General features: G+C 59.0%; 29 protein-coding genes. 6 read left to right on the plus strand and 23 right to left on the minus strand.

The window, feature by feature from the left end:
- Positions 1–77: 77 nt before the first annotated feature.
- Genes F3J24_RS02010 through F3J24_RS02045 form a run of 8 tightly spaced genes read right to left on the minus strand, consistent with a single transcriptional unit; the run spans position 78 to position 6,461 of the window.
- Positions 78–875 carry a hypothetical protein gene (locus F3J24_RS02010; protein WP_167002265.1) on the minus strand — a complete coding sequence of 266 codons (798 nt, stop codon included), beginning with the start codon at positions 873–875 and terminating at the stop codon, positions 78–80.
- Positions 876–910: 35 nt separating this feature from the next.
- Complete coding sequence (locus F3J24_RS02015; RefSeq protein ID WP_167002267.1) at positions 911–1,324, minus strand: hypothetical protein; 414 nt, start codon at positions 1,322–1,324, stop codon at positions 911–913.
- Positions 1,325–1,329: 5 nt separating this feature from the next.
- Entirely contained in the window at positions 1,330–1,650 is a 321-nt protein-coding gene (locus F3J24_RS02020) for a hypothetical protein (RefSeq protein WP_167002270.1), read from the minus strand.
- 2 nt (positions 1,651–1,652) lie between these two features.
- A complete protein-coding gene (locus F3J24_RS02025; RefSeq protein WP_167002272.1) occupies positions 1,653–2,696 on the minus strand; it encodes a major capsid protein in 1,044 nt (347 codons plus the stop codon).
- A gap of 27 nt (positions 2,697–2,723) precedes the next feature.
- A complete protein-coding gene (locus tag F3J24_RS02030; RefSeq protein ID WP_167002274.1) occupies positions 2,724–3,110 on the minus strand; it encodes a head decoration protein in 387 nt (128 codons plus the stop codon).
- A 29-nt stretch (positions 3,111–3,139) separates the two neighbouring features.
- Complete coding sequence (locus F3J24_RS02035; protein ID WP_240154206.1) at positions 3,140–4,558, minus strand: S49 family peptidase; 1,419 nt, start codon at positions 4,556–4,558, stop codon at positions 3,140–3,142.
- On the minus strand, positions 4,555–6,180 hold the full coding sequence (locus F3J24_RS02040; protein WP_167002276.1) for a phage portal protein: 1,626 nt from the start codon (positions 6,178–6,180) through the stop codon (positions 4,555–4,557). The genes F3J24_RS02035 and F3J24_RS02040 overlap by 4 nt, the downstream gene beginning before the upstream one ends.
- 2 nt (positions 6,181–6,182) lie before the next feature.
- Positions 6,183–6,461, minus strand: a complete 279-nt coding sequence (locus tag F3J24_RS02045) for a hypothetical protein (protein ID WP_240154207.1) — start codon at positions 6,459–6,461, stop codon at positions 6,183–6,185.
- Between the two features lie 121 nt (positions 6,462–6,582).
- Between F3J24_RS02045 and F3J24_RS02050 the strand changes: the two genes are divergently transcribed.
- Positions 6,583–7,524, plus strand: coding sequence for a hypothetical protein (locus F3J24_RS02050; RefSeq protein ID WP_167002278.1), 942 nt, complete (start codon positions 6,583–6,585; stop codon positions 7,522–7,524).
- Positions 7,525–7,667: 143 nt separating this feature from the next.
- Here the strand turns inward: F3J24_RS02050 and F3J24_RS02055 are convergent, their stop codons facing one another.
- The 12 genes from F3J24_RS02055 to F3J24_RS02110 form a co-directional block, all read right to left on the minus strand.
- Complete coding sequence (locus F3J24_RS02055) at positions 7,668–8,450, minus strand: Rha family transcriptional regulator (RefSeq protein ID WP_167002280.1); 783 nt, start codon at positions 8,448–8,450, stop codon at positions 7,668–7,670.
- A 312-nt stretch (positions 8,451–8,762) separates the two neighbouring features.
- Positions 8,763–9,539 (minus strand): hypothetical protein, encoded by a 777-nt coding sequence (locus F3J24_RS02060; protein WP_167002282.1) that lies wholly within the window; start codon positions 9,537–9,539, stop codon positions 8,763–8,765.
- 207 nt (positions 9,540–9,746) lie between these two features.
- Positions 9,747–10,475 carry a retron Ec48 family effector membrane protein gene (locus F3J24_RS02065; RefSeq protein ID WP_167002284.1) on the minus strand — a complete coding sequence of 243 codons (729 nt, stop codon included), beginning with the start codon at positions 10,473–10,475 and terminating at the stop codon, positions 9,747–9,749.
- Position 10,476: 1 nt separating this feature from the next.
- Positions 10,477–11,643 carry a reverse transcriptase family protein gene (locus F3J24_RS02070; RefSeq protein ID WP_167002286.1) on the minus strand — a complete coding sequence of 389 codons (1,167 nt, stop codon included), beginning with the start codon at positions 11,641–11,643 and terminating at the stop codon, positions 10,477–10,479.
- Positions 11,644–11,964: 321 nt separating this feature from the next.
- A complete protein-coding gene (locus F3J24_RS02075) occupies positions 11,965–12,294 on the minus strand; it encodes a Mor transcription activator family protein (RefSeq protein ID WP_240154208.1) in 330 nt (109 codons plus the stop codon).
- Positions 12,295–12,345: 51 nt separating this feature from the next.
- Positions 12,346–14,388 (minus strand): phage terminase large subunit family protein, encoded by a 2,043-nt coding sequence (locus tag F3J24_RS02080; protein ID WP_167002290.1) that lies wholly within the window; start codon positions 14,386–14,388, stop codon positions 12,346–12,348.
- Positions 14,385–14,933, minus strand: a complete 549-nt coding sequence (locus tag F3J24_RS02085) for a hypothetical protein (protein ID WP_240154209.1) — start codon at positions 14,931–14,933, stop codon at positions 14,385–14,387. Before F3J24_RS02085 ends, F3J24_RS02080 begins: the two co-directional genes overlap by 4 nt.
- A 133-nt stretch (positions 14,934–15,066) precedes the next feature.
- Positions 15,067–15,615, minus strand: a complete 549-nt coding sequence (locus F3J24_RS02090) for a hypothetical protein (protein WP_167002292.1) — start codon at positions 15,613–15,615, stop codon at positions 15,067–15,069.
- Positions 15,608–16,396 carry a helix-turn-helix domain-containing protein gene (locus F3J24_RS02095; protein ID WP_167002294.1) on the minus strand — a complete coding sequence of 263 codons (789 nt, stop codon included), beginning with the start codon at positions 16,394–16,396 and terminating at the stop codon, positions 15,608–15,610. Before F3J24_RS02095 ends, F3J24_RS02090 begins: the two co-directional genes overlap by 8 nt.
- Before the next feature lie 13 nt (positions 16,397–16,409).
- Positions 16,410–16,751 carry a hypothetical protein gene (locus F3J24_RS02100; protein ID WP_167002296.1) on the minus strand — a complete coding sequence of 114 codons (342 nt, stop codon included), beginning with the start codon at positions 16,749–16,751 and terminating at the stop codon, positions 16,410–16,412.
- 71 nt (positions 16,752–16,822) lie between these two features.
- Positions 16,823–17,656: a hypothetical protein gene (locus tag F3J24_RS02105; protein WP_167002298.1), complete on the minus strand. Its 834-nt coding sequence runs from the start codon at positions 17,654–17,656 to the stop codon at positions 16,823–16,825.
- Between the two features lies 1 nt (position 17,657).
- On the minus strand, positions 17,658–18,128 hold the full coding sequence (locus F3J24_RS02110; RefSeq protein WP_167002300.1) for a phage regulatory CII family protein: 471 nt from the start codon (positions 18,126–18,128) through the stop codon (positions 17,658–17,660).
- Between the two features lie 61 nt (positions 18,129–18,189).
- Here F3J24_RS02110 and F3J24_RS02115 point away from each other — a divergent pair, with 61 nt between their 5' ends.
- Positions 18,190–18,465 (plus strand): hypothetical protein, encoded by a 276-nt coding sequence (locus F3J24_RS02115; RefSeq protein ID WP_167002302.1) that lies wholly within the window; start codon positions 18,190–18,192, stop codon positions 18,463–18,465.
- Between the two features lie 44 nt (positions 18,466–18,509).
- Positions 18,510–18,827, plus strand: coding sequence for a hypothetical protein (locus tag F3J24_RS02120; RefSeq protein WP_167002304.1), 318 nt, complete (start codon positions 18,510–18,512; stop codon positions 18,825–18,827).
- A gap of 8 nt (positions 18,828–18,835) precedes the next feature.
- Here F3J24_RS02120 and F3J24_RS02125 read toward each other — a convergent pair whose 3' ends face one another.
- Complete coding sequence (locus F3J24_RS02125; RefSeq protein ID WP_167002306.1) at positions 18,836–19,216, minus strand: hypothetical protein; 381 nt, start codon at positions 19,214–19,216, stop codon at positions 18,836–18,838.
- Between the two features lie 330 nt (positions 19,217–19,546).
- On the opposite strand from F3J24_RS02125, the gene F3J24_RS02130 reads away from it, so the two are divergent.
- Positions 19,547–20,194, plus strand: a complete 648-nt coding sequence (locus F3J24_RS02130) for a helix-turn-helix transcriptional regulator (protein WP_167002308.1) — start codon at positions 19,547–19,549, stop codon at positions 20,192–20,194.
- 63 nt (positions 20,195–20,257) lie between these two features.
- Positions 20,258–20,905 carry a dihydrofolate reductase family protein gene (locus tag F3J24_RS02135; RefSeq protein ID WP_167002310.1) on the plus strand — a complete coding sequence of 216 codons (648 nt, stop codon included), beginning with the start codon at positions 20,258–20,260 and terminating at the stop codon, positions 20,903–20,905.
- 775 nt (positions 20,906–21,680) lie between these two features.
- On the opposite strand, the gene F3J24_RS02140 is transcribed toward F3J24_RS02135, so the two are convergent.
- Positions 21,681–22,799: an acyltransferase gene (locus F3J24_RS02140; RefSeq protein ID WP_167002312.1), complete on the minus strand. Its 1,119-nt coding sequence runs from the start codon at positions 22,797–22,799 to the stop codon at positions 21,681–21,683.
- Between the two features lie 277 nt (positions 22,800–23,076).
- Between F3J24_RS02140 and F3J24_RS02145 the strand changes: the two genes are divergently transcribed.
- On the plus strand, positions 23,077–23,364 hold the full coding sequence (locus F3J24_RS02145) for a hypothetical protein (protein ID WP_167002314.1): 288 nt from the start codon (positions 23,077–23,079) through the stop codon (positions 23,362–23,364).
- 382 nt (positions 23,365–23,746) lie between these two features.
- Here F3J24_RS02145 and F3J24_RS02150 read toward each other — a convergent pair whose 3' ends face one another.
- Positions 23,747–24,355, minus strand: a complete 609-nt coding sequence (locus F3J24_RS02150) for a DUF4337 domain-containing protein (protein ID WP_167002316.1) — start codon at positions 24,353–24,355, stop codon at positions 23,747–23,749.
- Between the last annotated feature and the right edge of the window lie 92 nt (positions 24,356–24,447).

A 24,447-nucleotide genomic window follows, 5' to 3' on the forward strand; every position in this document is an offset into this window, starting at 1 on the left:
TCGGTCTGCGCTGCAGCCGGCGCTTGCGGGCCGCAGTGCAAACCGTCCCGGCAAGCCGGGTGGTCTGGATAAAGGCGTTACGGAATCAGCGCTGCGCGGCCGTCCACATAGACGGCCTCGCCGTTGTCGGGCTTGAGCACTTCCACGTCGAAGCCGAACTGGCTGTAATCGGTGCCGTCCTGAATCAGCGGCAGCTCGCCCGTGGGCGACAGGGCCACGCTGGGGAACCACCAGTCGCGATTGGTGCCGTGGGCGTTGTCGGCAATCAGCTGCAGCGCGCCCTTCAGATCCGCGCCGTTGCCGGACTTGATGCGCTCCCAGCTGGTCTCGGCTGCCGTGTAGCCCACCAGCACCTCGGTGGCCGCGTTGATCTCGCCGCCCTCTGCGATCTGCAGCAGGCCCAGGTCGGCATCCACCGTGTAATCGGTGCCCGCTGCAAAGGTCGTGGTGCCGTCCTTGCTTTTGACGGTGACAGTGCTCAGCTTGCGTGCGCCGGTGGGAGCGGCTGCAGTCACGCCCAGGCGGTAAATGCCGCCCGGCTCCACGGTGTGCGCCTCGTCGGCCACCGTAGCCGAGGCCTGGGTGTGCGTCTGGGCCGTGCCGGACAGAAACATGCGCAGATTGCTGCCGCTGATGTTGTCGGTGGTGATGGCCGCCTTGCGGGTGATCTCGATCAGCACCTCTTCGTCCTTCTCGCGCAGGCCGCCCTGCGAGCTGTAATGCGGGGCCTTGTCGCCCTCCACGCTCAAAGAGAAGGCCGGACAGTTGCCGAACTGGCGGCCGCCCAGCAGGCGGCCCGCCGCATCGAACGGATAGAAAACAAGGCGTCCACGCGGAATCTGATATTCCTTCTTGACGCGGGGCAGTGCAGCCATGGCTAGCTCCTTTGAAAGATTGAACGGCGCCGGCCTCAGGCGTCCAGCGACTCGAAAACAGACACGGTGGTGAACTCCACCGCATAGCCGACCAGGCCGGCGTCCACAAACTCGGCCTCGCGCACGCCAGCGGCGCGCAGCTCGGACCAGGCGCGGCCACCCGGCACCGCTGGCCGCCAGCCGTGCAGGCAGCCCACCACCTCTTCCATGGCGGCGTCCAGCTCGGCAGCAGCGGTGTCGCTGCGCCGGTTCACCAGCACGCAGGACCAGCGCGGCTCCAGCTGGGCAGCCTCACGCGAGACATCGCCCAGGCCCGCGCCGGACATGCGCACCTCGATGGCCGGCACCTGCGTGCGGTCGCACAGCTGCGATGCACCGCGCACCTGCCAGGGGGCCAGCGCACTGCGCTCTGCCAGGCGCGACTTGATGACTTGTTCAAGCAACAACATGGCAGTCAGTTCAGGAAGACGATGGGGAACACGGCCCAGCCGCTGGCGTCCTGCACCACCGGCCCGGTGACCTGGCAGGGTTGGCCGCCCACGAGCAGGCCGGTGCTGCCCTCGGCAATGCCGGGGGCGTCGGCAACCGGCATGGCCACGGTGTGGCGCTCGGCGGTGGCGGCATCGGCCAGAAAGCCTTCCAGCGGCGTGCGGTTGAAGACCACGCCAAAGGGCTTGCCGCCCTGCCAGCTGGCCGTGGCATTGGCCAGCAGCTGGCTCACGCCCAGGTTGATCAGCGCATCCACCTGCGCAAAAGGTGCAGTACTTGCCAGCATGCTCAGGCCTTGCGCTTGGCGCGCTGCAGCATGCCGGGGCGGGTGCACATGAACAGCGGGTAGCTGCGCACCTCGGGGCGCACCCACTCCTGGCGGTCCTTGTCCGTCACCACCATGGCGTAAACGTCCTGGCCGGGCGTGTTGACGAAGGGGAAGGACTCGGCCGGCGAGAAGCCGACGCGGAAGGCATCCGGCGCGCCCACGGGGAAGAACTGGCACTTGTCCGGGTGCACGGCCACGGTGCTGTTGTCGTCGGTGCCGCGGTAGTTGATGAACTGGATGTTGCCGTAGCGAAACGAGCCGAACACCTGGCCTACGTCGTTGCGCAGGTCGCGTGCCTCCTGCTGGTTCAGGTAGGTGCCTCGGGTTTCGGCATTGCCCGTCAGGTCGTCGAAGAAGTTGTCGCCGCACAGGCCCACGGCATAGGTCTGGCCGGGCAGCCAGGCGCCATGGCTGGCCCGCATCATGTCGCGGATCAGCGCATTGCACTGCTTGCGGATCTCACCGCCTTCGGCAGTGGCGTTGGCCAGGTCGAAGTTGATCTCGGCAGGCTGGGCAATGCCGAACTCTTCATACCAATCCACCAGCACGGTGCCGTCGGCGTCCAGCACCTTGCCCTGCACGGCGCCCAGGCGCATGTGCTCGTGCGTCAGCTCCACGGCGGCGCGCAGGCCGGTCTTGCCGTTCATGATGTCGGCCAGCTCGTTCTGCACGGCCTGCAGCTCACTGACGGAGCCAAAGGCACGGATGTTCTGCACCGACGATGCATACAGCGTCTTGCCGCGCGCAATGCGCAGCGTGTCGAAGTGGCGCATGCGCCGGCTTTCGCCCTTGCCTTCTTCAATCGGCGCGCCGCGCGGGCTGGTCTTGATGAGGGACAGCACGCCGCCCTTTTCCTCGATCGCCACGGTGGTAGTGCGGGAGCGCTCGGTGGTGAAGATGCCCAGTTGCCCCAGCAGCTGCGGCGCATAGGGCGCGGCCTGGATGGCGGTGGACATCGAGGTCATGCTGAATGCCTCGTGCGCAAAGATATTGAGATCGGCCATATCGGTAGTCCTTTTTCTCGCGCGGCTTCAGCGCGCAACAATGCCCACGGCGGCCAGTTGGGCCAGGGCAGCGGTTTTCTGGGGTTCGGTCGTGCCTGCGGGCCAGGCCAGCGCATGGGCGGCCACTTCGGCGTCTCGGGCGGTGATCACGCCGGGCTTTTCAGCGGCGGTGGTGTCAACGGCGACAAACAGCACGGCCACCGCGGTTTGGCTGCCGTCGGGCGTGCCGCCTTCGCCGCTGCCATTGACAGGGTCTACGGCTACGTATTTGCCGGTGGTAGTGACCTTGCCCAGCACAGCGCCGGGCAGCAGGTTCTGCCCCTGCGCGATAGTGACCACTTCGCGCGAGCGGGTGCCGTTGGCCTCGCTGACCAAATAGCAGGCCGTGCCAGGGCCGAGTTCTTGCACTTGCATGGTGCGTGCTCCTATGGGTGGGGGTTGGGTTAAGGTGCGGTGCCAAAGGCCTTGCCCCAGCCGGCTGCGGCCTGGGTGGCCGCCTGTGCAGAGCCGTCGGGGCTGGCCGCCTCGACGCCCGAGACATTGGGGTTGCCCAGCGCCGCCATGGCCTGGGCAAACTGGTTGGTGGCTGCGGGTGCCAAAGCGGCCACGGCAGCAGCCGGTGCGGCATCCAGCACGCCCTGGGCCTGCTCTGCCGTCAGGCCGCCGGCAATGCAGGTCTGCGCCAGGCTCGGGTTGGCCGCTGCATTGGCGTGTCCCAGGATGGCGCTGACGCGGGCACGCTCGGCCTGTGCGCCTTCGGCGCGGGCCTGCTCCAGGCCTTGCGGGGCAGCCGCAGCAGCAGGCGCCACAGGTGCAGCAGCCGATGCAGCGGCGGGCGCTGCAACCGTTGCCGTAGAAGGTTCGGCAGGTGCAGCCGCTGCCGGTTGAATGGTTTGGGGGTCGCCCATAGAAGCTCCTTGAAGTTGAAATGACATTCCCGCCCCTGCGGGGTAACTGCGAGCGCGGCGCGCGGACAGGTCGGCAATCGCGGCGTCTGCCGTGCCAATGCGGTCGGCCAGCCGCGCAGCCACGCCGGCCACGCCCCGGTACACGGCGGCGCGCGTGTCGCGCACGGCCTGCTCTTGCATGCCGCGGTGCCTGGCCACGGCCTGCACAAACATCTGGTACAGGCCCTCGATGTCTGCCTGCAGGTGCTCGCGCACCGAGTTGGGCAGGGGCTGGTAGGGGTTGCCGTCCACCTTGTGCTCGCCGGCAAAGATGTGGCTGACGTTGATGCCCTCATTGGCCAGCGCGCGGCTGTAGTCCACATGGCGCATCACCACGCCGATGGAGCCCACGTAAGACGTGGTGGTCAGCACCACCTCGTCTGCCGCGCTGGCGGCCAGGTAGGCAGCGCTGGCCGCCATGCCGTCGGCCACGGCCACAATGGGCTTGCGCCCGCGTGCGGCATAAATGCGGTCTGCCAGCTCGAAGGCGCCCGACACCTCGCCGCCCGGGCTGTCCAGCACCAGGGCAATGGCGTGCACCTCGGGCTGGGCCAGGGCATCTTCCATATCGGCGGCCAGGTCGTTGTAGCCAATCAGCAGGCTGCTGTCGGCCTCCAGCCGGGTGCGGTGCACCAGGCCGCCCATGGCGCTGATGACGGCCACGCCCTCGTTCACGCGGTAGCCGCGCTCGGTGCGCTCGCCCTTGCGGGTGGTAAACATCTCTGCGGGCAAAGCCGCGCGGGGGCTGATGGCTGCGGCATCGATCTGCAAGCCGTCGGTGCCCAGCAGGCGCTGGCCCAGGCCGGCGATGATGGCGTCCAGCTTCTGCGGGTGCAGCAGCAGCGGGGTGTTGAACAGGCGGTCGGCCAGATGCGGATAGGGTCTGCTCATCTGGCGGTTAATTTGGCGGTTCATGGCGCATCCTTTCGGGCGGGTGCGCCCTCTTCCTTGTCGCCGCCGTTGTCTGCGGTGTTGGCTATCCAGGTGGTGGCACCGGGCTCGGGCAGGCCGTGCTCGCGGCGGCACTCGGCCTCCAGGCGCTGCTGGTGCAGCACCTCTTCCCAGTCCAGGCCCTGCTCGGCGCATTCCTGCTCCAGGGTGGAGACACCAATCTCCAGCCGCAGCTTGGCGGCCTGCACTTCCTTGACCGGGTCCACCCAGCCCTTGCCGCCAAACACAAAGCGGCAGCGGGTATAGGCATAGCGGTTGGCGTAAAAGCCGGGCGCGTCGATCACGCCCGCGTTCACCGCCTCTTCCAGCCACAGCTCGTAGATGGGCCGCAGCCAGGTGGTGGTCAGCCAGCGGCGGCGGCCGTGAAAATAGCGCCATGCCTCCAGCAGCGCAGCGCGGGCGCTGCTGTAGTTCACGCGGCTGAAGTCCTTGGCAAACAGCTCGTACGGCAGGTTCATGCCTGCGGCAATGCGCCGCTCCACCGCCAGCATGAAGGCCTCGAAGGCCACATTGGGCCGGCCCGGCGCAAACGACTGCAGCCGCGCGCCCACGGGCAGCGGAATCACCGCCCCGGCCTGCAGCTTGCCGATGCTGCGCGACTGGGTAACAGACTCCTTCCACACATCGCGCGCCTGGTCGCCGAACAGGGCCGACGCTGCCTCCTGGCTCAAATCCGACTCCAGAAACGCTGCCACCAGCGAATTGGCCAGGCTGGCCTGCAGCTCGTTCTGGGCGTACTTGCCCGCCATATGGAACTCGCGCATCACGGCGCTGACAATGGGTTTGCCCCGGCTCTGGCCCGTGCGCTCCTTGGCATGCAGGTGCACCACGCGGCGGCGGCCCCAGGGGGTAAAGGCGGGCACGCGCTCCCAGCGGTTCAGGTCCTGCGCCTCGTCGCCGCGCAGGTACAGCGCATCGCCAGGGTGCGCGGCGCGAAAGTGGTAGGCCACGGGCGCGCCCTCGCCATCCAGCTCCACGCCACGGCGAATGCGGGCCATGCCCTCCAGGTACGGCGGTGTCTCCAGCCGGTCGGCCTCGATCACGCTCAGCCGCGTGGCCCAGGGGCTGTCGGGCCGGGGCAGCCATTTGGGGATGGCCACGGCATCGCCGTTCACCATCTCGCCGCCCAGGGCCAGCACCGTCAGGCCCAGCAAATCCAGCGTGCGGGCGGCGTCGCAATCCGTGGTGTCGGCCCAGCTGCGAAAGTGCGCCTCAACTTTGTTGCCCCACTCGCGGGCCTGCTCGGGCGTCCAGCCCAGCAGGCGGTAGTCGGGCACGGCAGACAGGCGCAGCACCGCTCCCACCACGTTGTCGCGGTGGGTCTGCAGGCCGCCGGCCATCAGCCCGTCATTGCGAGCCAGGTCGCGGGCGCGGCTGGTCAGCGTGCCCAGCTCGGGCAGCAGGTCGGCATCGGCGCTGCCCGCCATGGGCTGCCAGTCGCTCAGGGCCAGGTCGGTGTGCGATGCGCCCTGGTAGGCCGACATGGCCGCCCCACCCTTGAGCGCAGCTGCGCCCAGCGACGCCGCCAACGACGTGCGGCTGCGGCTTTGGCGGCTTGGTTGGTTCTGGCGTGTATTGCGGCCCATGCTTACACCAGGTAGATGGGCTTGCGCACGGCCTGGCCGCTGCGCTGGGCCAGTTCGGCGTTGATGTCATCAATGGCGCGGCGCAGCTGAGTCGTGTCGGCATTGAACTGCACGGAGCGCGCGCCCACGCCGTCGGTGCTATGGCTGGCCTGCGTGGGGCCGGTCAGGCGCGCATCGATGGCGGCCAGATAACTGTCGCGCCGGGCGGTGAGCTGTTCGGTGGTGAGGTGGCTGTAAAGACCCATGCGCCGATGGTCGGCGGATGGCTGCGACAAAGCCATGTGACGGCTGTCACAAAAACATGTCGCAGGCTACGAGCGCTTATGCAGCAATAACATCAACAATCAAATTGATAGCAAAGATAAGATACGCGGCACAGAAAACAATATCTTGAGAGGGAAAATGGACGAGTACTACAAGATAGCAGCGGCCTACTTCAAGGAGTTTGAGCCAAGAGGTGCGTTTCCGGGTCTCAAAAGCGGCCATTGGTACCTTTGGGCACTGTCGCTCGCCTTCTTCATCTACTTTGGCTACGAGTTTTTTTTCGAGTCCGCACCGTCTTTCGAGAAGACGTACTGGCAATTCTTTGCCTCGGAAGTGGCTTTCCTTTTGTCGTGCGGGCTAATAGCCTTTGAACGTTTCCGCCTCACCGTGCGTGCGACCAGCGCAGACAGCGATACAAAGCCCGTTGAACGCTTAGCCAACTCCAAAAGGGAAAAATTGGAGGAACTTCTTGAAAGGCCCACGTGGAAGTTCATGGCAACAGCCAAAGAAATCATTGAACTTCGGGCCCTGGAAAAAGCGTGCCGTACGACCTCTGACAAAGACTTTGCAGAGCTATTTCCCAAAATCTACGACCCTGAATCCAAAGCGCGGCTGCTGACACTCATGACAGCGCTGATTGGCCTGGTTATCGCCTTTCTTGGCAAGAGTGAAGCCTTGAACTTCATGGAGACGATGGGTGACGAAGGAACATGGGCTTTTTTGAAGGCACTGGCACAGCTCGCCGCCGTAACATTCATTGGGGGCGTCGTTTCATATCAAGTTCTTCGCCAGATTCTTGAGCTAGTCCTATACCTCTTTTCGTCCCTGTTCCCTGTACTGCACAACCGGCAAGTGACGCTGGACTACTTGCTACGCGACCTCATCCGGTTTCATCGCATGGAGCCACCTGCCCCGCCCCCAGTGGCACAAGCCCCCGCAGAAACACTCCAACTCTCGCCAAGACGCGAGCCAGGCCTTGGCACACTCATTGCAGCAGTCTGCCTTGCATTGATCCGCCAGCCATCTGCGCCTAGCGACAATGCCTCAGCCAAGCACAAGACGCCCTCAGACAACTCTTGAGACACAGCTCACACAACCAGAGCGACCATAAATAAGCCCCTGCCAGCCAAAGCCTGCAGGGGCTTATTTAATTGCGACAAAGACTTCAATCCAAATCGACCTCTAGCGCTTATCTGTCAAGCGCTAGTAGCTATCAAAACCGATTACTTGAAGGTCATCATCAACGTGCCGGGTGGCAGACTGGCGGCGGGTTTCTGGGCGGGATAGACGGGTTGGGTCACCTGCTTTTCGCGGTGCTGGGCGCGTTGGGTCAGGCGCTGGGTGCAGGCCGTGGCCAGGGTGGCGAGCTGGGCGTCGGTGGCGGACAGGATCTCGCCGCTGGCAATGCGCTCGGGCAGCGCGTTGAAGGAGACGATCATCTGGTCATCGCCAATGGGCTGGGCATGGGGCACGCTGGGCTGGCCTTCGCGGTCGTAGCCCAGGTTGAGCAGGTAGCGGGCATGGCGCCAATCGGTGTTGTCTGCGGCCATCACGGCGTCAAACACAGCCTGCGTCACCTGGGCTGCGGCCTGGGTGGCCAGGCGCTGGGCGAGCTGAATGCGCTGCGGGTCTTGCGCGGGCTTTTGCAACTCGGCCTCCATGCGATTGAAGGCGGCGATATAGGCCAGCTTCCAGCGCAGCGCCTCCTTGCCGGTAAACCCCATGGCCAGCAGCATGAAGCCTTCGCGGGTCATGCGGTAGGCAGGCTCCTCACGAGTTGCGCCATTGCCGATACTGACCTCTTGAGACATGCGCGCAAAATTGCGCGCATGTTCTTCGGGTACTTCAGACGAAAGATTTCGGACGGCCCGCAATACGTCACGATGGCGTTTGCCAAAGAACTGTGCGACTTGAAGACTTGTGGTGGTGACGGTGCCGTCGTGAATGGAAAGCTCAGGACGAGCTGATGCGACGGGTGCAGACGAACCGATAGAGATGCCAGCCATGACAGGCTCCTTTGTGACGAGGTTTCAACCCATCACCCAGGCCGCCAAGCAAAGGTGATGGACCGTGCAGGGTTGGCGGACCGGACAAAGGAACCGGCACACCCTTGCGGGTGTCCCCACACGGCCCACCGTAAAGTAAAACGGAGCCATGCGCGCGCAGGCATGCTCATAGAAGCAAAAAGCCGCAGACCATGAAGTGATGGCGCGGCTGCTGCGCCTTTGTACCGGGCCGCCAAGCCCAGATCACGCTTACGGGCGTGATTCCGAATTGTCACATCTATTCAACTAAAGATCAAGAAAGAAGTGCAGATTTCAAGAAGACTCCAAGATACTAATGATGTCTTTTTTCCTCTTCTCCGAAGCAAATGGCAGGTCGTTAGTAAATTTCTTCAAATCAAGCGACAGTTTGAGTTCACTGCCATAAATGGTTTCCTTTGATTCAATCTTATTAAATTTGAAAGAACCTCTAAAATCAACTAATCCTTTATCGTTTGATTTAAGAATAAATTTAATTAAACGGCCACCAGATAATTTATAGAACTTATGCTCAAGATTTGGAATAATCGATATCAATTTCAAATCAGAATAAGAATTATATTCAAGCTGACGTGATGAAGTCTTGTTAAGCTTCAAAACGTCGCGGGCACCTTGATGCCCAAAAATAGACGCTGTAGCCGCAACGAATGCCATTCCCCAAACATACTCGTTATTATTTTTAAATTCAATTAACTCATTGAATTTACTCCAACTGCATTCTTTTGAATTTTCACGACCTAAAAATTTCCTAATTTTTGCAAAACTATCTAATTCAACCTGAACCTCATTGCTCTTGTGATCCTGGAGAGCAAGGCTAGCCTCCAGTATATTATTTTCAAAGAATGCACTATCGGTTCGTGCATTCCTAAAAAACTCACCGATAATACGACTCTCTCTTGCTATATCACCTCTAACAATCTCACCTTCACTCGAGAAATTACTACCCTCCAAAATTGAAGTCACTCCTGAAACACAATTACCTTTGACATCAATTCTTTTTGCCTTTTCAATTATCTCAGCGTCGTGTTTTTCTCCAGAAACGAATTTCTCCATTTCAATAATATAGTTTCTATCCAAAATGTAATACATAGCTTATTATTTCAATATATCAGGGGAATTAAAATTGATCCAAATCAGAATCAAACATTCTTGAAAACACAATATTTTTACAAAAAGTAAATCACCAAAATAAATCCTCCTCTAATTCAATATATTTTTAGATAGATATAATAAAAATGTCACGCCATATTTTTCAAATTTCTATTTGTACGAAGCTTCGGGTAAGCTTGACAACTTACTTGAGCACACAAATGACATATTCACCTTTTCTAAGAGCAGAAGCATTTGATCCTCTATCTCTTTAAATCCAGTTCTTGATGCTTCTTCGAAATTAACACCAAACTTTGAAACTATATTTCTAGCTTCCTCTTGATGCTTCTTATAACTATAACCAGAGCTAGGCCCGCTTGTTTTCAGCAAGTTAGATCTATTGATTAATTCTGAGTAATCCTTAATCAGACTCGAATATTCATCAGAACACTCCAATGAACCATTCTTAGACTGGTCATAAATACATCTATACCACATCACTATGTCAAAACTCGACAAGTGAAGGTAGTCCAGTTTCTGAATCTCGTTAGTCACATAATTATTAAATAACGACAAATTAGAAAAATGATTAACCATAGACTGTGATTCTGAATTCTTCTTGTACGTTAATACTGCAACAAAAATACCAAAAATAGTGGCCAAGTTGTACATTACCGCCAACCAGTATCCAAACCAGCTGAATGAAGAAAAATTATCAGAGAAAAATTTATTAACACAACTCAAATTATTACAAAAGTCCCAACTCAAAGCCTGCTTATACGGAAAATAAATCAGCAGCGCAACAAAAGATATTGCAATTGGAAAAAATACAATGATGCACCCCCAACGGAATAAAGTAGAATAGTCACCTAACTCGTCCAAAAAACGCTTCAAGCTCATATTAAATTTTTCTCAAGTAATTCAACAAAATAGCAGCACGACGACTATATTTATTATTCTTCTTTATCAGAGTCAACAGCGTTTTTGCTTGAGCGCACTGTTTTTTAAAAAAATAATGCTGCCTTCTTTGCTGAGATGTTCTTCTTATAATTTTCAGCATTTGAATAGCAACATACAGATCAGACCGAGTAGACTTCGGCCTAATCCTTTTCAGTCTATTCACAAGAGCAGAATGCTGAATATGCCCTACACGAGCGAGCTTATTGACTCTCCCCATGCATTTATTAAATTCTTCGCGATAAGTTGGCAACGTAATGTAATTAGGCTCCCTTGAAGCAACTTCCAGGTGTTGCACAGCTGCCCTAATTCTTTTAACTTCTGCGATTGGTAGTCTAGCGTTCGATGTATTCACTCGGAGCCCGTGCACAAGCAACGGCTTAGAGGTTAAATTGATAACTGAAGTTTTTCCTTTATTAACCGGCAAGTCCTTGGACATTAAAACTTCTTCAACAACTTTCTCAACGTAGGAAAAATCATAACTTCTATTTTTTGAAGAAATAGTAATATCATCTACATACCTAGTATAGGTAACACCTTTTTTTTCAATTCTTTTAACCATCTTTGCTTCGACATCGAAAATACACAATGCGGCAAGATAGCTTGATGTTAGTGCCCCCTGACACAACCTATCATCTCGACAGCAAATATCAGTTAGAATCTCTGAAACTGGGTATGGGTATTTAAAGAAATCAAAAAATACATCAAAAACTACTTCTCTTTGAATATTGTCAAAGAAATCTTTGATATCCATCTTGAGCAAGCTACCTGCGCCTGCATGTACATTTGCAGCTGCAACATAATCTTTCGCTGGTTGCCCATTGCTCTTTGGAATAGAGCCATATACAAAGAATGGCCAATCAACCAAAGGCTTAAAAATTCTATTGATTATTCTCTGCTGAATTTTTCTGACCAGAGCAGAAGGGTTGTATACCTTTCGTACTCCACCATGCTTTTTTTCAATGAACTTTTCTTTATATCTTTGATCAGCAGGCGTGTTTAGAAGATTCTCAATTTCTGATAAATTGATATCCAAAGCATTTGCAAGCGTCGGAATCGATGAAATCGATCCTGCTACTCGCTTCGTAAAATCTTCAATGAGTTTGGTCATAAGGTAGTGTTGGCCGCTCCATCCAATAGGAGCACGGAGAGTCTCTTCAATGATCGCTTAGCTACGATTGAGCCTCTCCAGGCCAACGTCTACTACGTCGCTCCTGCGCGCGGCGCGCCGCGTGGAGGAGCCGAGGTGCTCAGACCCCGAAAGCCCAAAAATGGGCGCTCAAATGAGCAAAGTAGCTGTTAATAGCGATATTGTTTTAAAGCAAGCGGTACACTTACTTGTGTAACAGTTTACATCACCCCTCATTTTTAAATCAAATTTCGCACTAGGGTAACCACTGATTTCCGTACTTAAAAAGTATCACTAGAAGATTTATAGATTATTTTTTAAAACCAAGATTCTTTGAATCTGCCTAACACTTACTCCGAACTTGCGTGCCAGTTCACGGGCATTGCACCCATCAAAGTTCGCACGTATTTCCCTCGCCAAACGCTCACGCTTCAGAGAGCGCTCAATCGGAACATACACCTGCACCCCACCCAGCCGCTGCACATAGCGGCGCACCAGCTCTTCCGTCAAATCTTCCACCCGCTCCACACCATGGCATAGCGCGGCAGCGGCCAGTTCTTCGCGCAGCACGGCAATGGGGTCCAGCTTGTTGCTGGATACGGAAGGGGTGGTGGTTGCGTTCTTGTTGTTCATTGTTTTGATAGCTGGTTGCGCTTGCTGTGCCTGCGTTTGCATTAGTTTTTATCAATAAAGGCTGATGGGACTAAAAAGCTCTTCGTCCGCCAGTTGGCGTGACGGGCTGGGCCGCGTTGGCGCGCGTGGCGGCGCGGCTTCATTGCCCTGCGGCTGCGGCTGGGCGGCCTGGGCCGGAGCGGTGTTGAAGAGGTCTTGCGGGGGCTGCACGGTTTGCTCCAGCTGCAGCCAGCGGGCCTCGGGCCATTTGTGGATGCCAAGGCACATGGCGGCGTGCAGCGCGTAGTTGCGGCAGTCCAGCACTTCATTACGAGGCCTGCGCTTGACCCAGCGATACACGTCCTTGCCGTTGACCTTGACGAGCACGCGCTGCTCTGCGGTGAGCTGCTCGTACCATTCGCGCGGCAGCTTCTGGCTGGTATGCACGTAGCCGGGGCCGGGCTTGTCGATGGCGAGCTGGCCCAGCAGCAGGTCTTTGGCGCTATCCACGCCCACCAGCCAGAGCTTGATGCCGTGCGATATCTTGCGGCCGCGGTAGTTGACTTCTTGCAGGCTGCTAGGGCCGACGATGTTGCGGTTGTCGTTGTTGTCGCCCTTGATGGCGCGCAGGCCGGTGAGCTGCCCTTGCGCGCTGCGCACCCAGTTGTAGACGGCCTGGGTCTGGTCGGACGAGTCGATGCTGATGGCACTGAGGCCCAAGGTACCGCCGTGCCAGGCCTGCACGTAGCGCTGCTGCAGGTATTGGGTGACGGGCTCCCAGTCGGCCTCGCTGGCAGGGTTGCCCTGGATGACCTGGTGGGCAATGGCCCAGCTTTCCAGCCCGCGGCCCCAGGCCCAGATGGCGATCTCCCACCGGTCGCGCTGCACGTCGACCCCGGCGGTAAGCAGCAGCGCGCCGGCGGGCACGCGGCCCAGGGGGTAGTCTTCGGCCCGGGCCTGCAGGGCGTGTTCGTCGCTGCTGTCGCCCTTGAGCTCCCAGGTCTCGCCCAGGGTTTCGTTGGTGAAGCCGGTCATGGGCCCCACGTCGCCGGCCTGCAGGGCGCGGTGTGCCTTCTCGAATTCATCGACGATGCTGACCCAGGTGCGCTGGGGGCTGTAGGCGGCCCAGACGTGCACGCCCAGGGTGCGCGGCGGGCGGCAGGGCTGGCCTGCAGCGTCGCGCCAAATGCGGTCTGCGCCGTAGCGGCGGCCGGTCTTTTTGCAGACCCATGTGCCGGTGAGCGGCCAGCCGCCGGGAAGGTAGTCGGCCTGGGTGATGCTCTCCAGGCAATGCGGGCAGACATGGTGCACGCTGGCGGGCTGGCCTTTGATCCATTTGAAGCCGTAGGGCAGCTCTTTACTGCCCCAGACGAGCGGGTGCTCCGCGCTGCAGCGCGGGCATTCGATGTGGTACTGGACGTAGGCGTCGGATTCTTCGCAGGCGCGCTCCACATGGCACATGCCTTTGACGCGGGGCGTGCTGCCGCCGACAAACTTGGGGTATGGCGCGCCTTCCAGCCGGCCTTTGGCCAGGCTGCCGGGGTCGCCGGATTTCTCGATGCTCTGGTCAAAGGCGCTCCATTCGTCGAGGATGGAGACAGCCACGGTAATGCGGCGGTAAGCCCGCGCGGCCTTGCCGCCCAGCAGGTGCAGCACGCTGTCGCGGAAGGGCTTGTATTTGATGGTGTCCTCCACCCCCTTGCCCTGGCGGCGCGCGGCCTGTACGGCGGCCACGCCGTCGAGCACGGGCTCGATCTCGCTCTTGACGTAGCTGTCGCGGTCATCGTCGGTGGGCTGCCACAGCGCCTGTTTGCGGCGGCGGTGGGCGATGTTGTAGGCGACGAAGGCGGTGATCATCTTGGTATAGCCCACGCGCTTGCTTTTTTTGACGGCCAGCTCCTCGATGCGGTCGTCGCTCATGAAGTCGAGAATGCCGAGCTGGAAGGGCCAGCCGACCCAGCCGCCCTTCTGGTGGCTGGATTCGCCCGCCAGCAGGAAGTGCTCTGCCGCCCATTCGCTGAGGGTTTGCGGCACATCGGCCCGCAGGCTGGACAGGCCCAGCGCGGCTGCGGCCTGGATGGCTGCCATGGCTTCGGGGCTGAGGGGTGCGCTCATGCGGCGTCGCCCTCCTCAACGCTGCCTGCTCTGATATCAAATGCTGCGGTCTCGTCTGCATCGAGCTGCGCCATGGCTTCGACCTCCTTGTTGACCAGCTGGGAGGTGGAGCGGATCCATTCGTTGCGCGCGTCGGCCATGATGCGCAGCACGATGAGCAGCACCTCTTGCGGCAGGTCCGGGCAGGCCTTGCGCACCTGGCCTTCGAACTGGTCCATGCGATCGACAATGGCGGAGCTGGCCAGGCCGAGCACGTCAGCCAGGATGCCGATGGGCGCGAACTCGCCACGGGCCACTTGGTTCTTCAGCTCCTGCGCCTCACGCTGGGCCCTGGCCAGGCCGGCGCGTTCTTGCACCAGGTCGAGGCCCAGGGTCTCGCCGATCCGGCCCGCGGCCTGGTCGCGCAGGTGCTCGCAGTAGCCCACCAGCCAGGCGTGGACGTTTTCACCACGGGTCAGCACGCCCTCGCTCACGCGCTTGCTGATGCTGGCTTCGCTGACACCGACCATCTGCGCAAACTCTGCTTGCGAAACGATAGCATCCAAATAAGGCAGAACCTTCACTTAACCCCCTTAGGAAACTCACGAAACAGTCCGACAACGCGGCTCGAATTACCCGCTTCAGAGGCTCGGCGGAAGGACCCGCGCCCCTCGTCCTGCCTATTTTTTGTGCAGTGCATCAAACCTTCACCTCCAGGCCCAGGGCCATGCGTGCGGACTTGCCGGCGTAGTACGAGATGCTGGTGTCGCCACTCTCCATGCGGGCCACGATGCGGCGTGCCCAATCCTTGCCGTCGTTGCGCTCCTGCAGGCTGACCTTCACAGGTGGCGCGGCCACGGGCGCGGGCAAGGCAGGCAGGCCCTGCTGCTGGGCATAGGTCTGGCGCGGCATGACTGCATCGCACATCAGCTCGAACTGCGGCAGGTTGGGCGGGAAGTCGGGGTGCTCTGCAGCCAGGCGGGCGGCCGCGGCCTCCAGCACATCGGCAGGAAAGCGACCCAGGCGCGCCTGCCAGACGTTCATGGCCGCACGGATGCCCTTGTCGTGGCCCTGGCCGTCCTTCAGCCCGGTGGCGAACTTGCTGAGGAACAGGCTGCCGTAGCTGCCCTGCAGCAGCACGAACAGCTTGCGCACCGCCGGGCCAGCCCGCAATCCGTCTGCCGGCTCCGCAGCGCGTGCCTGCGCTTGCTGGATCGCCTCAGCCGTCAACGCCGCCACGTCATGCATCCCACACCCCGTCGAAGATGGTTGCTGCCGCCGCAGCGTGCTTGTTCGCATTGAACGCCGGCGCACGACCACCCACCGGTGCCGCCGCAGGCCTGAGCCATGCGGCCTGCAGCCCTTGCGAGCCGCGTATGCACCACAGCTGCAGAAAGGCCTCCAGCGTCATGCCGGCCTTCGCCGCCTCGGCCTTGGCGCCCTTCAGCACGGTCTCCGTCACCGGTGCCCGTTTGACCTTGCGCAGCTGCAGCCAGTCGGCCCAGGTCTGGTCTGTCACGTCCTCCGGTTGAGCAACAGGTCCTGCGCGCTCAAGCGCAGGTGTGCTGGTTCTTTGATGGTTCCTATGACGGTTCAATGATGATTTGGGTGCGCCTGGTTCACCCCTGGGGTGCGCCTGGTGCGGGGGTACAGGTGCGCCTGGTTCACCACCTGGTGCGCCTGGTGCGGGGGGTGCGCTATCTGCGGGGGGTGCGCCATCTGCACCACCTGCCTTGCTGCGACGGCGACCGACAGGCGCCTTGGTCGGGTCGAAACTGCCCGGCGTGATGGTGTAGCTGGTGCTGGCATTCAGGCGATATTCCCGAAAGACCAGACCGACCTTCTGCAGCCACGACAACGCCTCTTGCACGGCCCGTTCCGACAGGCAGGTGCGCCTGGCAATGGTGCCGACACCGGGCCAGCACACGCCGTCGTCATTCGACTGGTCTGCCAGCGATATCAGAACTGCCTTTTGCGCAGCAGACATGCCCTGCAGCGGCCAGCAGGCCGACATGATGATGGTGCTCATACTTCTCTCCCGATCAGGCCAAGGCCGTTTGTCGCGCCTTGCAGCGCACAGGCATCACGTCACGCTGGCGCGGCGACAGGCTGCAGCGGCGTGCGGTGCCCTCCTCCAGCCGTCCGGCAGCCAGCAAGGCATTGACGGTGCTGGCCACGCTGCACAGCTCCAGCCATTCGCCCGTCTGGGCGTTGTGGTAGTCACGCAGCTCGCGCCGGCTCATGTCGCGCACGCCTTGCTGGTGGGCATGGCGCAGCGACTCGTACAGGCGCTCGTGCAAACGGCGGCGCGTTTCATTGCCCAGAGCGGCAAACGCCTCGGCGCTGGTGTCGCGCCCGGTCACTACGGATTGGGGTTGCTGCATGGTCAAACCTCCTGATATCTGCACAGGCGGCTGCGCGCCTGCGCTCAAATTCGTTGCTGGGTTCATGGAAGTCATACGCCTGCGGCCTCGCGCAAGCGGTAGCGGATACGGCGCTCCAGATAGGCCGTGGCGTCGGCACGCTTGGCCACCTTGTCCATGTCAAAGCGCGGCAGGTAGCCGCGGCCCGGCCGCACAAACATCAGCACCGGGCGCACATCGGCACCGCCTGTGCCGCTGGCCGCCCAGATGCCAGGGGCCAGGTGCGCCGTGCGCTCGTCCTGCTCACCCTTCTGGGTGATGCGAGGGCCGCCACGCGTCTTGCCGTAGGCCACGAAATAGCGGCGGCCCGCCTGCTTCTTGGTGCCGCGGTGCACGCGCAGATAGCCCTGGTCGCTCATGTTGGCCTTGTAGCCCTGCTCGCCAAACGCCTGGAAGTAGCTGATCAGCTGCACCAGAAACGGCCCGCGCAGGTTGCCCTTGCCGTCATCGCTGCCGGGGTATGGGCCACCTCTGGCCTCATCGGGTATCGCCGTCTGGTATCCGGCAGGCAGGATGCCCGCACGCTTCAGTGCCACCTCGCTGCGCTTGTCACGCCGGCGGCCGCCCCAGGTCTGGGCATCCAGAATCTTTTGCGGATCGATCCCCTTGCCGCCCATATAGGTCGGCTCGATCGTCACGCTCAGCCTGGCGGCCGTGGCCATGTGCACAAACGGGCTACGCAGGATGTAATCCGTAGGCCGGTCGAACACGGCGCGCATCTCGTCCTGCATCGCACGGCGGATCTCGAAGCCCGTATCGTTCAGCGCCTTGGCATAGGCCTTGGCGGCCTGTGCGCCCGTCAGCCCGTGGATCTGCCGCAGCAGCTCCGCCTGGTTCAGCACCCGCGCGCTCAGCTGGATATGCATATCAGCCCTCCTCCACCGGCGCCGGCACGCGCGCTGCCGCCGTGGCCAGCAGCTGGTTCAAGGCAGATATCAGCTCGTTGTAGCGGTACTGCAGCCGCTTGATCTCGTTGCGACTCACCATGGCCTTGCCGCCCCGAAAGGCGTCTGCCGCTGCGGATGTGAACTCGCCCACCTCCTGCTGCAAGGCCACAAACGCCTCCACCGGGTCGCCCGCGGCCTGGTCCGGCAGCGCGGGCACGCAGGTGTAGCCCAGGGCCGCCGCCATGGCATGCAGAATTGCCGGGTTGCTCGACATCACCTGCAGCGCCACAGACTCGCGCAGCGTCAGGTGGTGCGTTGTGTTGTTCGGGTTCAGCTTGTTCTGCAGCGTATTGGCGCTCACGCCCATGCGCTCGGCCAGCACCCGCACTCCGCCCGGGTGGTTGTGGGCGATCAGATATGCCGCATCCGTCACATCGGCAGGCATCCGCATGTCGTTTGGGCGGCCTGCTTCGCCATTGTTTGCGTGGGGAGGGAAAGAGACACTGCTTCTCATGACCACACCTCACTTCTCAGGCGCGTCGCTGACGGCCGCCGCGCAGACAGCCAAGCAAACCCCCGTCGCCGCCACACCCGAGTGGGCCCACGCCATGGAGCTGCTGCTGCAGCAAATCGTCTTCGTCCTGGACGTCGAAGGCCGCGACAGCTTCACCACCCGTAAAGTCGCCCGCTGGAACAACCAATGCATCCACGAAATGCTGCGCACCGGCAGCGTGCCCCTGCCCGTCATCGAAGAGCTGCAGCGCATGGCGGTGCGGGTGCTGACGTGAGCGCTAGTATGGGAAGCACAATCCAAAGCCCGAGGGAGAACAGAGTGACGGACCACACTCCACATCAGCGCATCCATCAGCTGTGCGACCGCCTCACACAGCACATCAGCAACAGCCATGCAGGCCAGAACGACCAGGCGCTTCATGAAACGAAGAGGTTGTGCTTCGAGATCCGCAGCTTCACTACCGCCCCGCAGATCGCCCAATACACGCGCGACCTGGAAAGTGCTGCTAGTCGATACTTCAGCGGCAGCCCGCTGAAAAGCATCAATGCCCAAGACCGGCACAAAGCGGCTTACTCGCTGCCCCAGCGCATACGCGAGCATGCTGACTGGCTGCTCGCAGAAGGAGAACTGAAATAGCACCGCCATCATTCGCCGCCTTTGCATGCGTGACTCAGGAGCGCCTCCTCGATGCAGGCATCTCTATGCCGACAAATGGCTGCTGCAAGCCCCTCCTCCCACGACTGCCCGCTATCGATATCAGTCACGCGGATGGCCAACTGGACGATCAATGCATCTGTCTCCGCCCGGGTCAACATGCGTCGCATCGTTCGCCTTCCAGAGCGCAAGGTCAGCTGCAGATAGCCGCCAAGAATGCAATCTACAAGCCAGTTTTCGACCAGTACGCCTTCCTGTTGTCTCTGCGCCCGCCATCGACGGACCAATGACTCCTGGCTCCAGCGCATCTCAGGCAAGGAAAGGGGCATCCTGGGCAGCTTGCGGCGGCGACGGGAGATGCGCTTAGCCATGAGCAGCCTCCTGACCGGCTTGCGGTAGAGCGACTGACTTCGCAAACGGCGGCGGTAAACCCTCGACATTTCGACGAGTCCAGGCTGCAAGTACGCGGTCTGCAACCTTGTCACTGAGAACGTCAGGCCACTTGTCGACGGCCTGGTAAGACACACCCAAAGCGGCCGCCACTTCTCTCGTGGAGCCACCCAGCATTTCTATGGCCTCTGATTTTCGGATCGTCATGCCTCAAGTTTAACCTTAGTTAAAACATGAAAGCAACCATAGTTAGTATTGATTCCGCCATGATTTCAACCATGGTTGATTACAAAGAACGCCTAGAGAAGGCAATGAAAGCTGCCGGTGTAGACATCACAGAGCTCGCGAGGTCTGTTGGCGTCTCCTATCAGGCTGCGCGCAAAGTCCTTGAGGGGGAGAGCAAGGCTTTCACTGCCGAAAACAACGCCAAGGCCGCCGCACGCCTGAATGTGTCGTCGGACTGGCTTGCCACTGGCATGGGCGACATGGCCCGCAACGCCAACAGCATTGTTTTTTCAGAAGACAACGAAGATCTGGTTCGCATCCCCATACTGGCCAACAGCGGCAGCATGGGCAAAGGCAATGACACGCTCGACGCGGACTATGTGGTGGGCGACCTGGCGCTATCCGCGCACTGGATCAACCAGCATATCAAGCCCGGCAATATCCGGGAGCTGAAATTCATTCACGCCCAAGGCGAAAGCATGTCGCCCACCTTCAGCGATGGCGATGTGCTACTGGTCGATGTGGGTTCACGCGACCCCGCCAGCCATGAAGGCGTCTACGTCCTGGACGTGCATGGCCAGACCTATATCAAGCGCGTTCGCATGCGTATGAGCGGCACCCTGGAAGTCAGCTCGGACAACCCCAACATCAAGACCGTGGATGAACTGAATGGGGATCACCAGGTACGCGTGCTGGGCCGCGTTGTGTGGGCCTGGAACGGCCAGAAGCTCTAATCCAGGCCATCGCCGCACCGCCTGATCACATTCCTCCTGCTCTGCTCAGAAAGGCGTACCGCAATGAAAATCAAAGTCTCGTGCTTCGGTATCTCACTTGACGGCTACTCTGCCGGGCCTGACCAGAGCCTGAGCAATCCGCTAGGCGTGGGAGGGACGGAGCTCATGGATTGGTTCTTCCCCACCGAAGTCTTCCAGAAGATACACGGCGGCTCGCCAACTGGTGAAACAGGCATCGACAACGACATGGCCCAGCGCTCCTTCGAGAACATTGGCGCCTGGATTCTCGGTCGCAACATGTTTGGCCCTGTACGCGGCCCCTGGCCCGACGAGAGCTGGCAAGGCTGGTGGGGTGACGAGCCACCCTACCACGTGCCCGCATTTGTCCTGACCCACCATGCTCGCCCCAGCCTTCACATGCAGGGCGGCACTGATTTTCACTTCGTCACGGACGGAATGGCATCCGCACTGGAGCAAGCGAAAGCAGCTGCGGCCGGACGCGATATCCGTATTGGCGGAGGCGTGGCTACCGTACGCCAGTTCCTGCAAGCCAAGCTGATTGACGAGATCCACCTTGCAGTCCGCCCCATTCTGCTGGGCAGTGGCGAGAACCTCTGGCAAGGCCTGGATATGTGCGCCCTGGGCTATGAGGTCGCTGAAGTGATTCAGGGCGAACGCGCCACGCATGTGATGGTACGCAAACAGGCATAGCCGCCCCGCTATCTCGCACAAGCCCGCAACAGCGGGCTTTTTCATTTCCGCCTTCGGATTGAAGACAACTTCACAATAAAACTTAACCATGGTTGACATGAGTAATTTAACCATGGTTAAATTCAATCGTCGCAGCAGTCACTGGACAGCACCAAGGGGCACAACCCAATGCCAAAGCCACCAACGCCAAGGCGAACTGGCTTCAGGGGTACAGCAGATTGCAGACGCGATGGGCGCCACGGCATCGGCCGGGTCAGGCCCGGTCTTTCAAAAGTCGTATGCCCATGTCGTTCGCTCCACCCACGCGGAGCGTCCCCGGGCTTCATCGCATCAGCGGGCACGGTCGCTGCACTGCGCGGCATCCCTGCCGTATCCAGCCGCCAAAGGGCGTACACGGTCAAAAGGGTGAGGCGAATGCGGCCAAAAGCAAGAACGGCAACGCCGGTTGGAATCCCGGCACCGCCCTCCCCGAGCGCATCGGGGCCAAACCAGAGCGCCTTGCACCAGGGCGCTGCGGTTTGAACGGTTTTCGCCGAGCCAGAGGCATCTCCTCCCTCCACTTCACTTCCTCTGGCACGCCTGCAAGGGCATCGGCTCTTTCTTCACGGTCTGCGCCAGTCGATGGCTGCCACCGCCAATCTCCCAAGCCCGCCAGCATTCGCTGAGCGGGATTTTCTTTTGCCCTCAACCGGAGAACCCATGCAAGCAGCCCGCCCCACCTTGCCCAGCATGCCGATCACCAGCGCGGCATTCCTCTACTCCAATGAGCTACTTGTCAAGAACCTTGAAAGAAGCGTTTGACATTATTCTTGTTAATTTGAGGTGAATCTGCAATTTTCTTAATAATTACCCTATATCTCTCTTCAACATAATAATAACAAACCGTCGAAGATATAATCAAAATTATCGTAACACAAATCAGTAGCAAGATATTATTTGAAAGCAGCGGAATCATTTCCACAATAAAATCTCTGTTATCAATTAAATACAACAGAACAAATATTTGAAGCAAGTAGAAGGAGTAACTAATTCTTCCTAAAAAATTAAAGGCTCTACTAGAAAGAATACTTGAAATAAATGTCTTCTCCGCTGCAACCAGGTACAGAATCAGAGCTATGTATGGAATAACAATAAAATTATGTCCAATGTACTGAGGCAGCTCACTTCCAAAAAGCGCCAAGTAAGTGAAGAAAGTCAATGTCGAAACAAACAAAAAAATATTCGGGTAGGGAACACGGATCTTCAGTATGTATAGCTTATATAGAAAAATTCCAATAATAAACTCCGATAATCTAAAGATAGGCATCGCATAAAAAACCCCAAACTGCGGCGGACTAAATAAGTAAGTAGTCAGCCCAGGTAAAGCAGAAATTATGCAAAGCAGAACAACACCCAGGGCGATATGTTTTTTTGTGAAGTTTTTTGCTAGATTAACCAAAAGTGGAAACATCACATACAAGAAAATCTCCACAGAGATCGACCAAGTCCCACCAAAAGTCCAATAATTAAATAAATTTGGAAACCAAGCTTGAAGCGCAAATAAATTTATAAAATTTAAAGTAATTATTTGAAATAAATTTTTAAATGAAGCATCAGTGAAATTTATGCCTATCCATGGTATGGAAATGATGCTAAGCAGAATATACACAGGATAAATCCTCGAGAATCTGTTAACTATGTATTTCTTAAAATTTATGGAATTATCTGCGTAGTTATAAGCCAATATAAAGCCGGATAGCATAAAGAACAAAGTCATTCCGACTGCTCCTTGGCTTATTATATTCTTCAGATAAACATTACTCGAAAGCGGCCATCTCATATCAATATGGAAGACCAATATTGAGAACGCAGCCAAGAACCTTACCCCGGTTAGGGTGAAAATCTCTGATTTCATCTTTTGTATTTTTAGACGGCTTCATCAAGGACGAAAGCCACAACGACCACATGCATCTGATATCGCCAGCAAGGCGACTGTAGCAGCACTCCACATCAGTTTGAGTAGTTGCACGCGACAGCATCTAGCACTCTCCCTTTCTCCGGGCCAGGAAAACCTCCTCCCTCCCTCTGTATCACTTCCCTAGACATGCCCACCAGGGCACCGGCACTTTCCACCCCCAAGCCCGCCAGCAACCGCTGAGCGGGCTTTTCTTTTGCCCTCAACCGGAGAACCCATGCAAGCAGCTCGCCCCACCTTGCCCAGCGTGCCGATCACCAGCGCGGCATTTCAGTACAGCAATTCGGCCAGTACCAACATTGCCGACACCTTCGCCAGGGCCCGCGCACGCATCGCGGCCGAGCAGGCAGCTGCGGCCGAGCAGGCAGCTGCGGCCAGCAAGCCGCGGCGCCGCAGCCAGCATGGCCCGGCTCTGATGACCATCAGCCGCGTGCGCGCCGGCACAACCAACCACCTGAACCTACCGCTTTTCGAGGAGCAGTCGCCATGCGCATCTTTGTTCTGAAATGCGGCTGCGTCTCCATCCATCACATTGCCCGCAGCGCCGCCGAAGCGTTTGACCATGGCTTTGCCGAGCTGGGCCACCTGGGCTTGGGGATCTCCTGCCGATGCATCCGATAGACACCGTGCTGCACGAGCTGCAGCACCGCGACCGCCAGCGCAGCCGCCTGCTACGCGCTATGGAAAGCAAAGCGGCTACCGCCAGTCCAGCAAGGCTATCAGTAGCAAACTACTTTCAAATCCAGATAGAGCAAGCGCAACATGCTCACAAATTGAGAAGTCACTACCCAAACAAAAGCCCGCAAGGTTCAAGACCCGGTGGGCTTTGTTGATCACCAAGGAGTCGCGTTCCTGGCGCTACTGCTCAGCAGATCGTGAAAAACGCTTTAGATATGCAGCATCGCCAGTCCGCCCACGGCCAGGCCGAGCGCGGCCACGCCAAGCATTCCGTATTCGAGCCACTTCTTCTTGGTCAGCAGTGCAATGGCGGCAAGAGCAATGGAGACCTGCAGTGCCGTGGTGGCCTGGGCCCAGCGGTGATGCAGGTGCATCTGCATCTCGGACTGCTCGTCCCACTGCCGGGCCTCCGCTTCCAGACGCTCAGCATCGCGCTTGATGTCGTCCTTTTCCTTCTCGTAGCGCTCCACCTTCGCCTGGTAGGCTGCCCGCTTGTCCTCGGTGGCCACCAGATCGCGCGCGAACTCGGCCATCGACTGCTTGGTGCTCTTGGCCTGGTAGAAGGCCCACTGGTTGGCCGCCTCGGTCTTCTTGATGGCTGCGTCGTTCTTGTACAGCCCGGCATTGGCCTGGGTCGCGCCACCCATGTACGAGAAGATGGCGCCCACCGTGGCGATGACGGCGGTGCACATGGCGATCTGGTTGGTCAGGCTGCCGCCGCCGATACCGTGGTGGGCGGTTGCGCCATGTTCGCCCTGCGCGGCATGTTCGAGTTCGTGATCGTGCGGGCCGTGGACGTGAAAGCCGTTGGAAGACATAGAAGCCAAATTCTTGATAGCAATGGGTGGCGCATTATGGGGCCGGTATGACTGCAGTCCAGGGCTTGAGAGCCGGCGCCCTATCGACACCG

It is taken from the genome of Comamonas sp. Tr-654, from assembly GCF_011752915.1.
In the GTDB taxonomy this organism is placed as follows: domain Bacteria; phylum Pseudomonadota; class Gammaproteobacteria; order Burkholderiales; family Burkholderiaceae_C; genus Comamonas.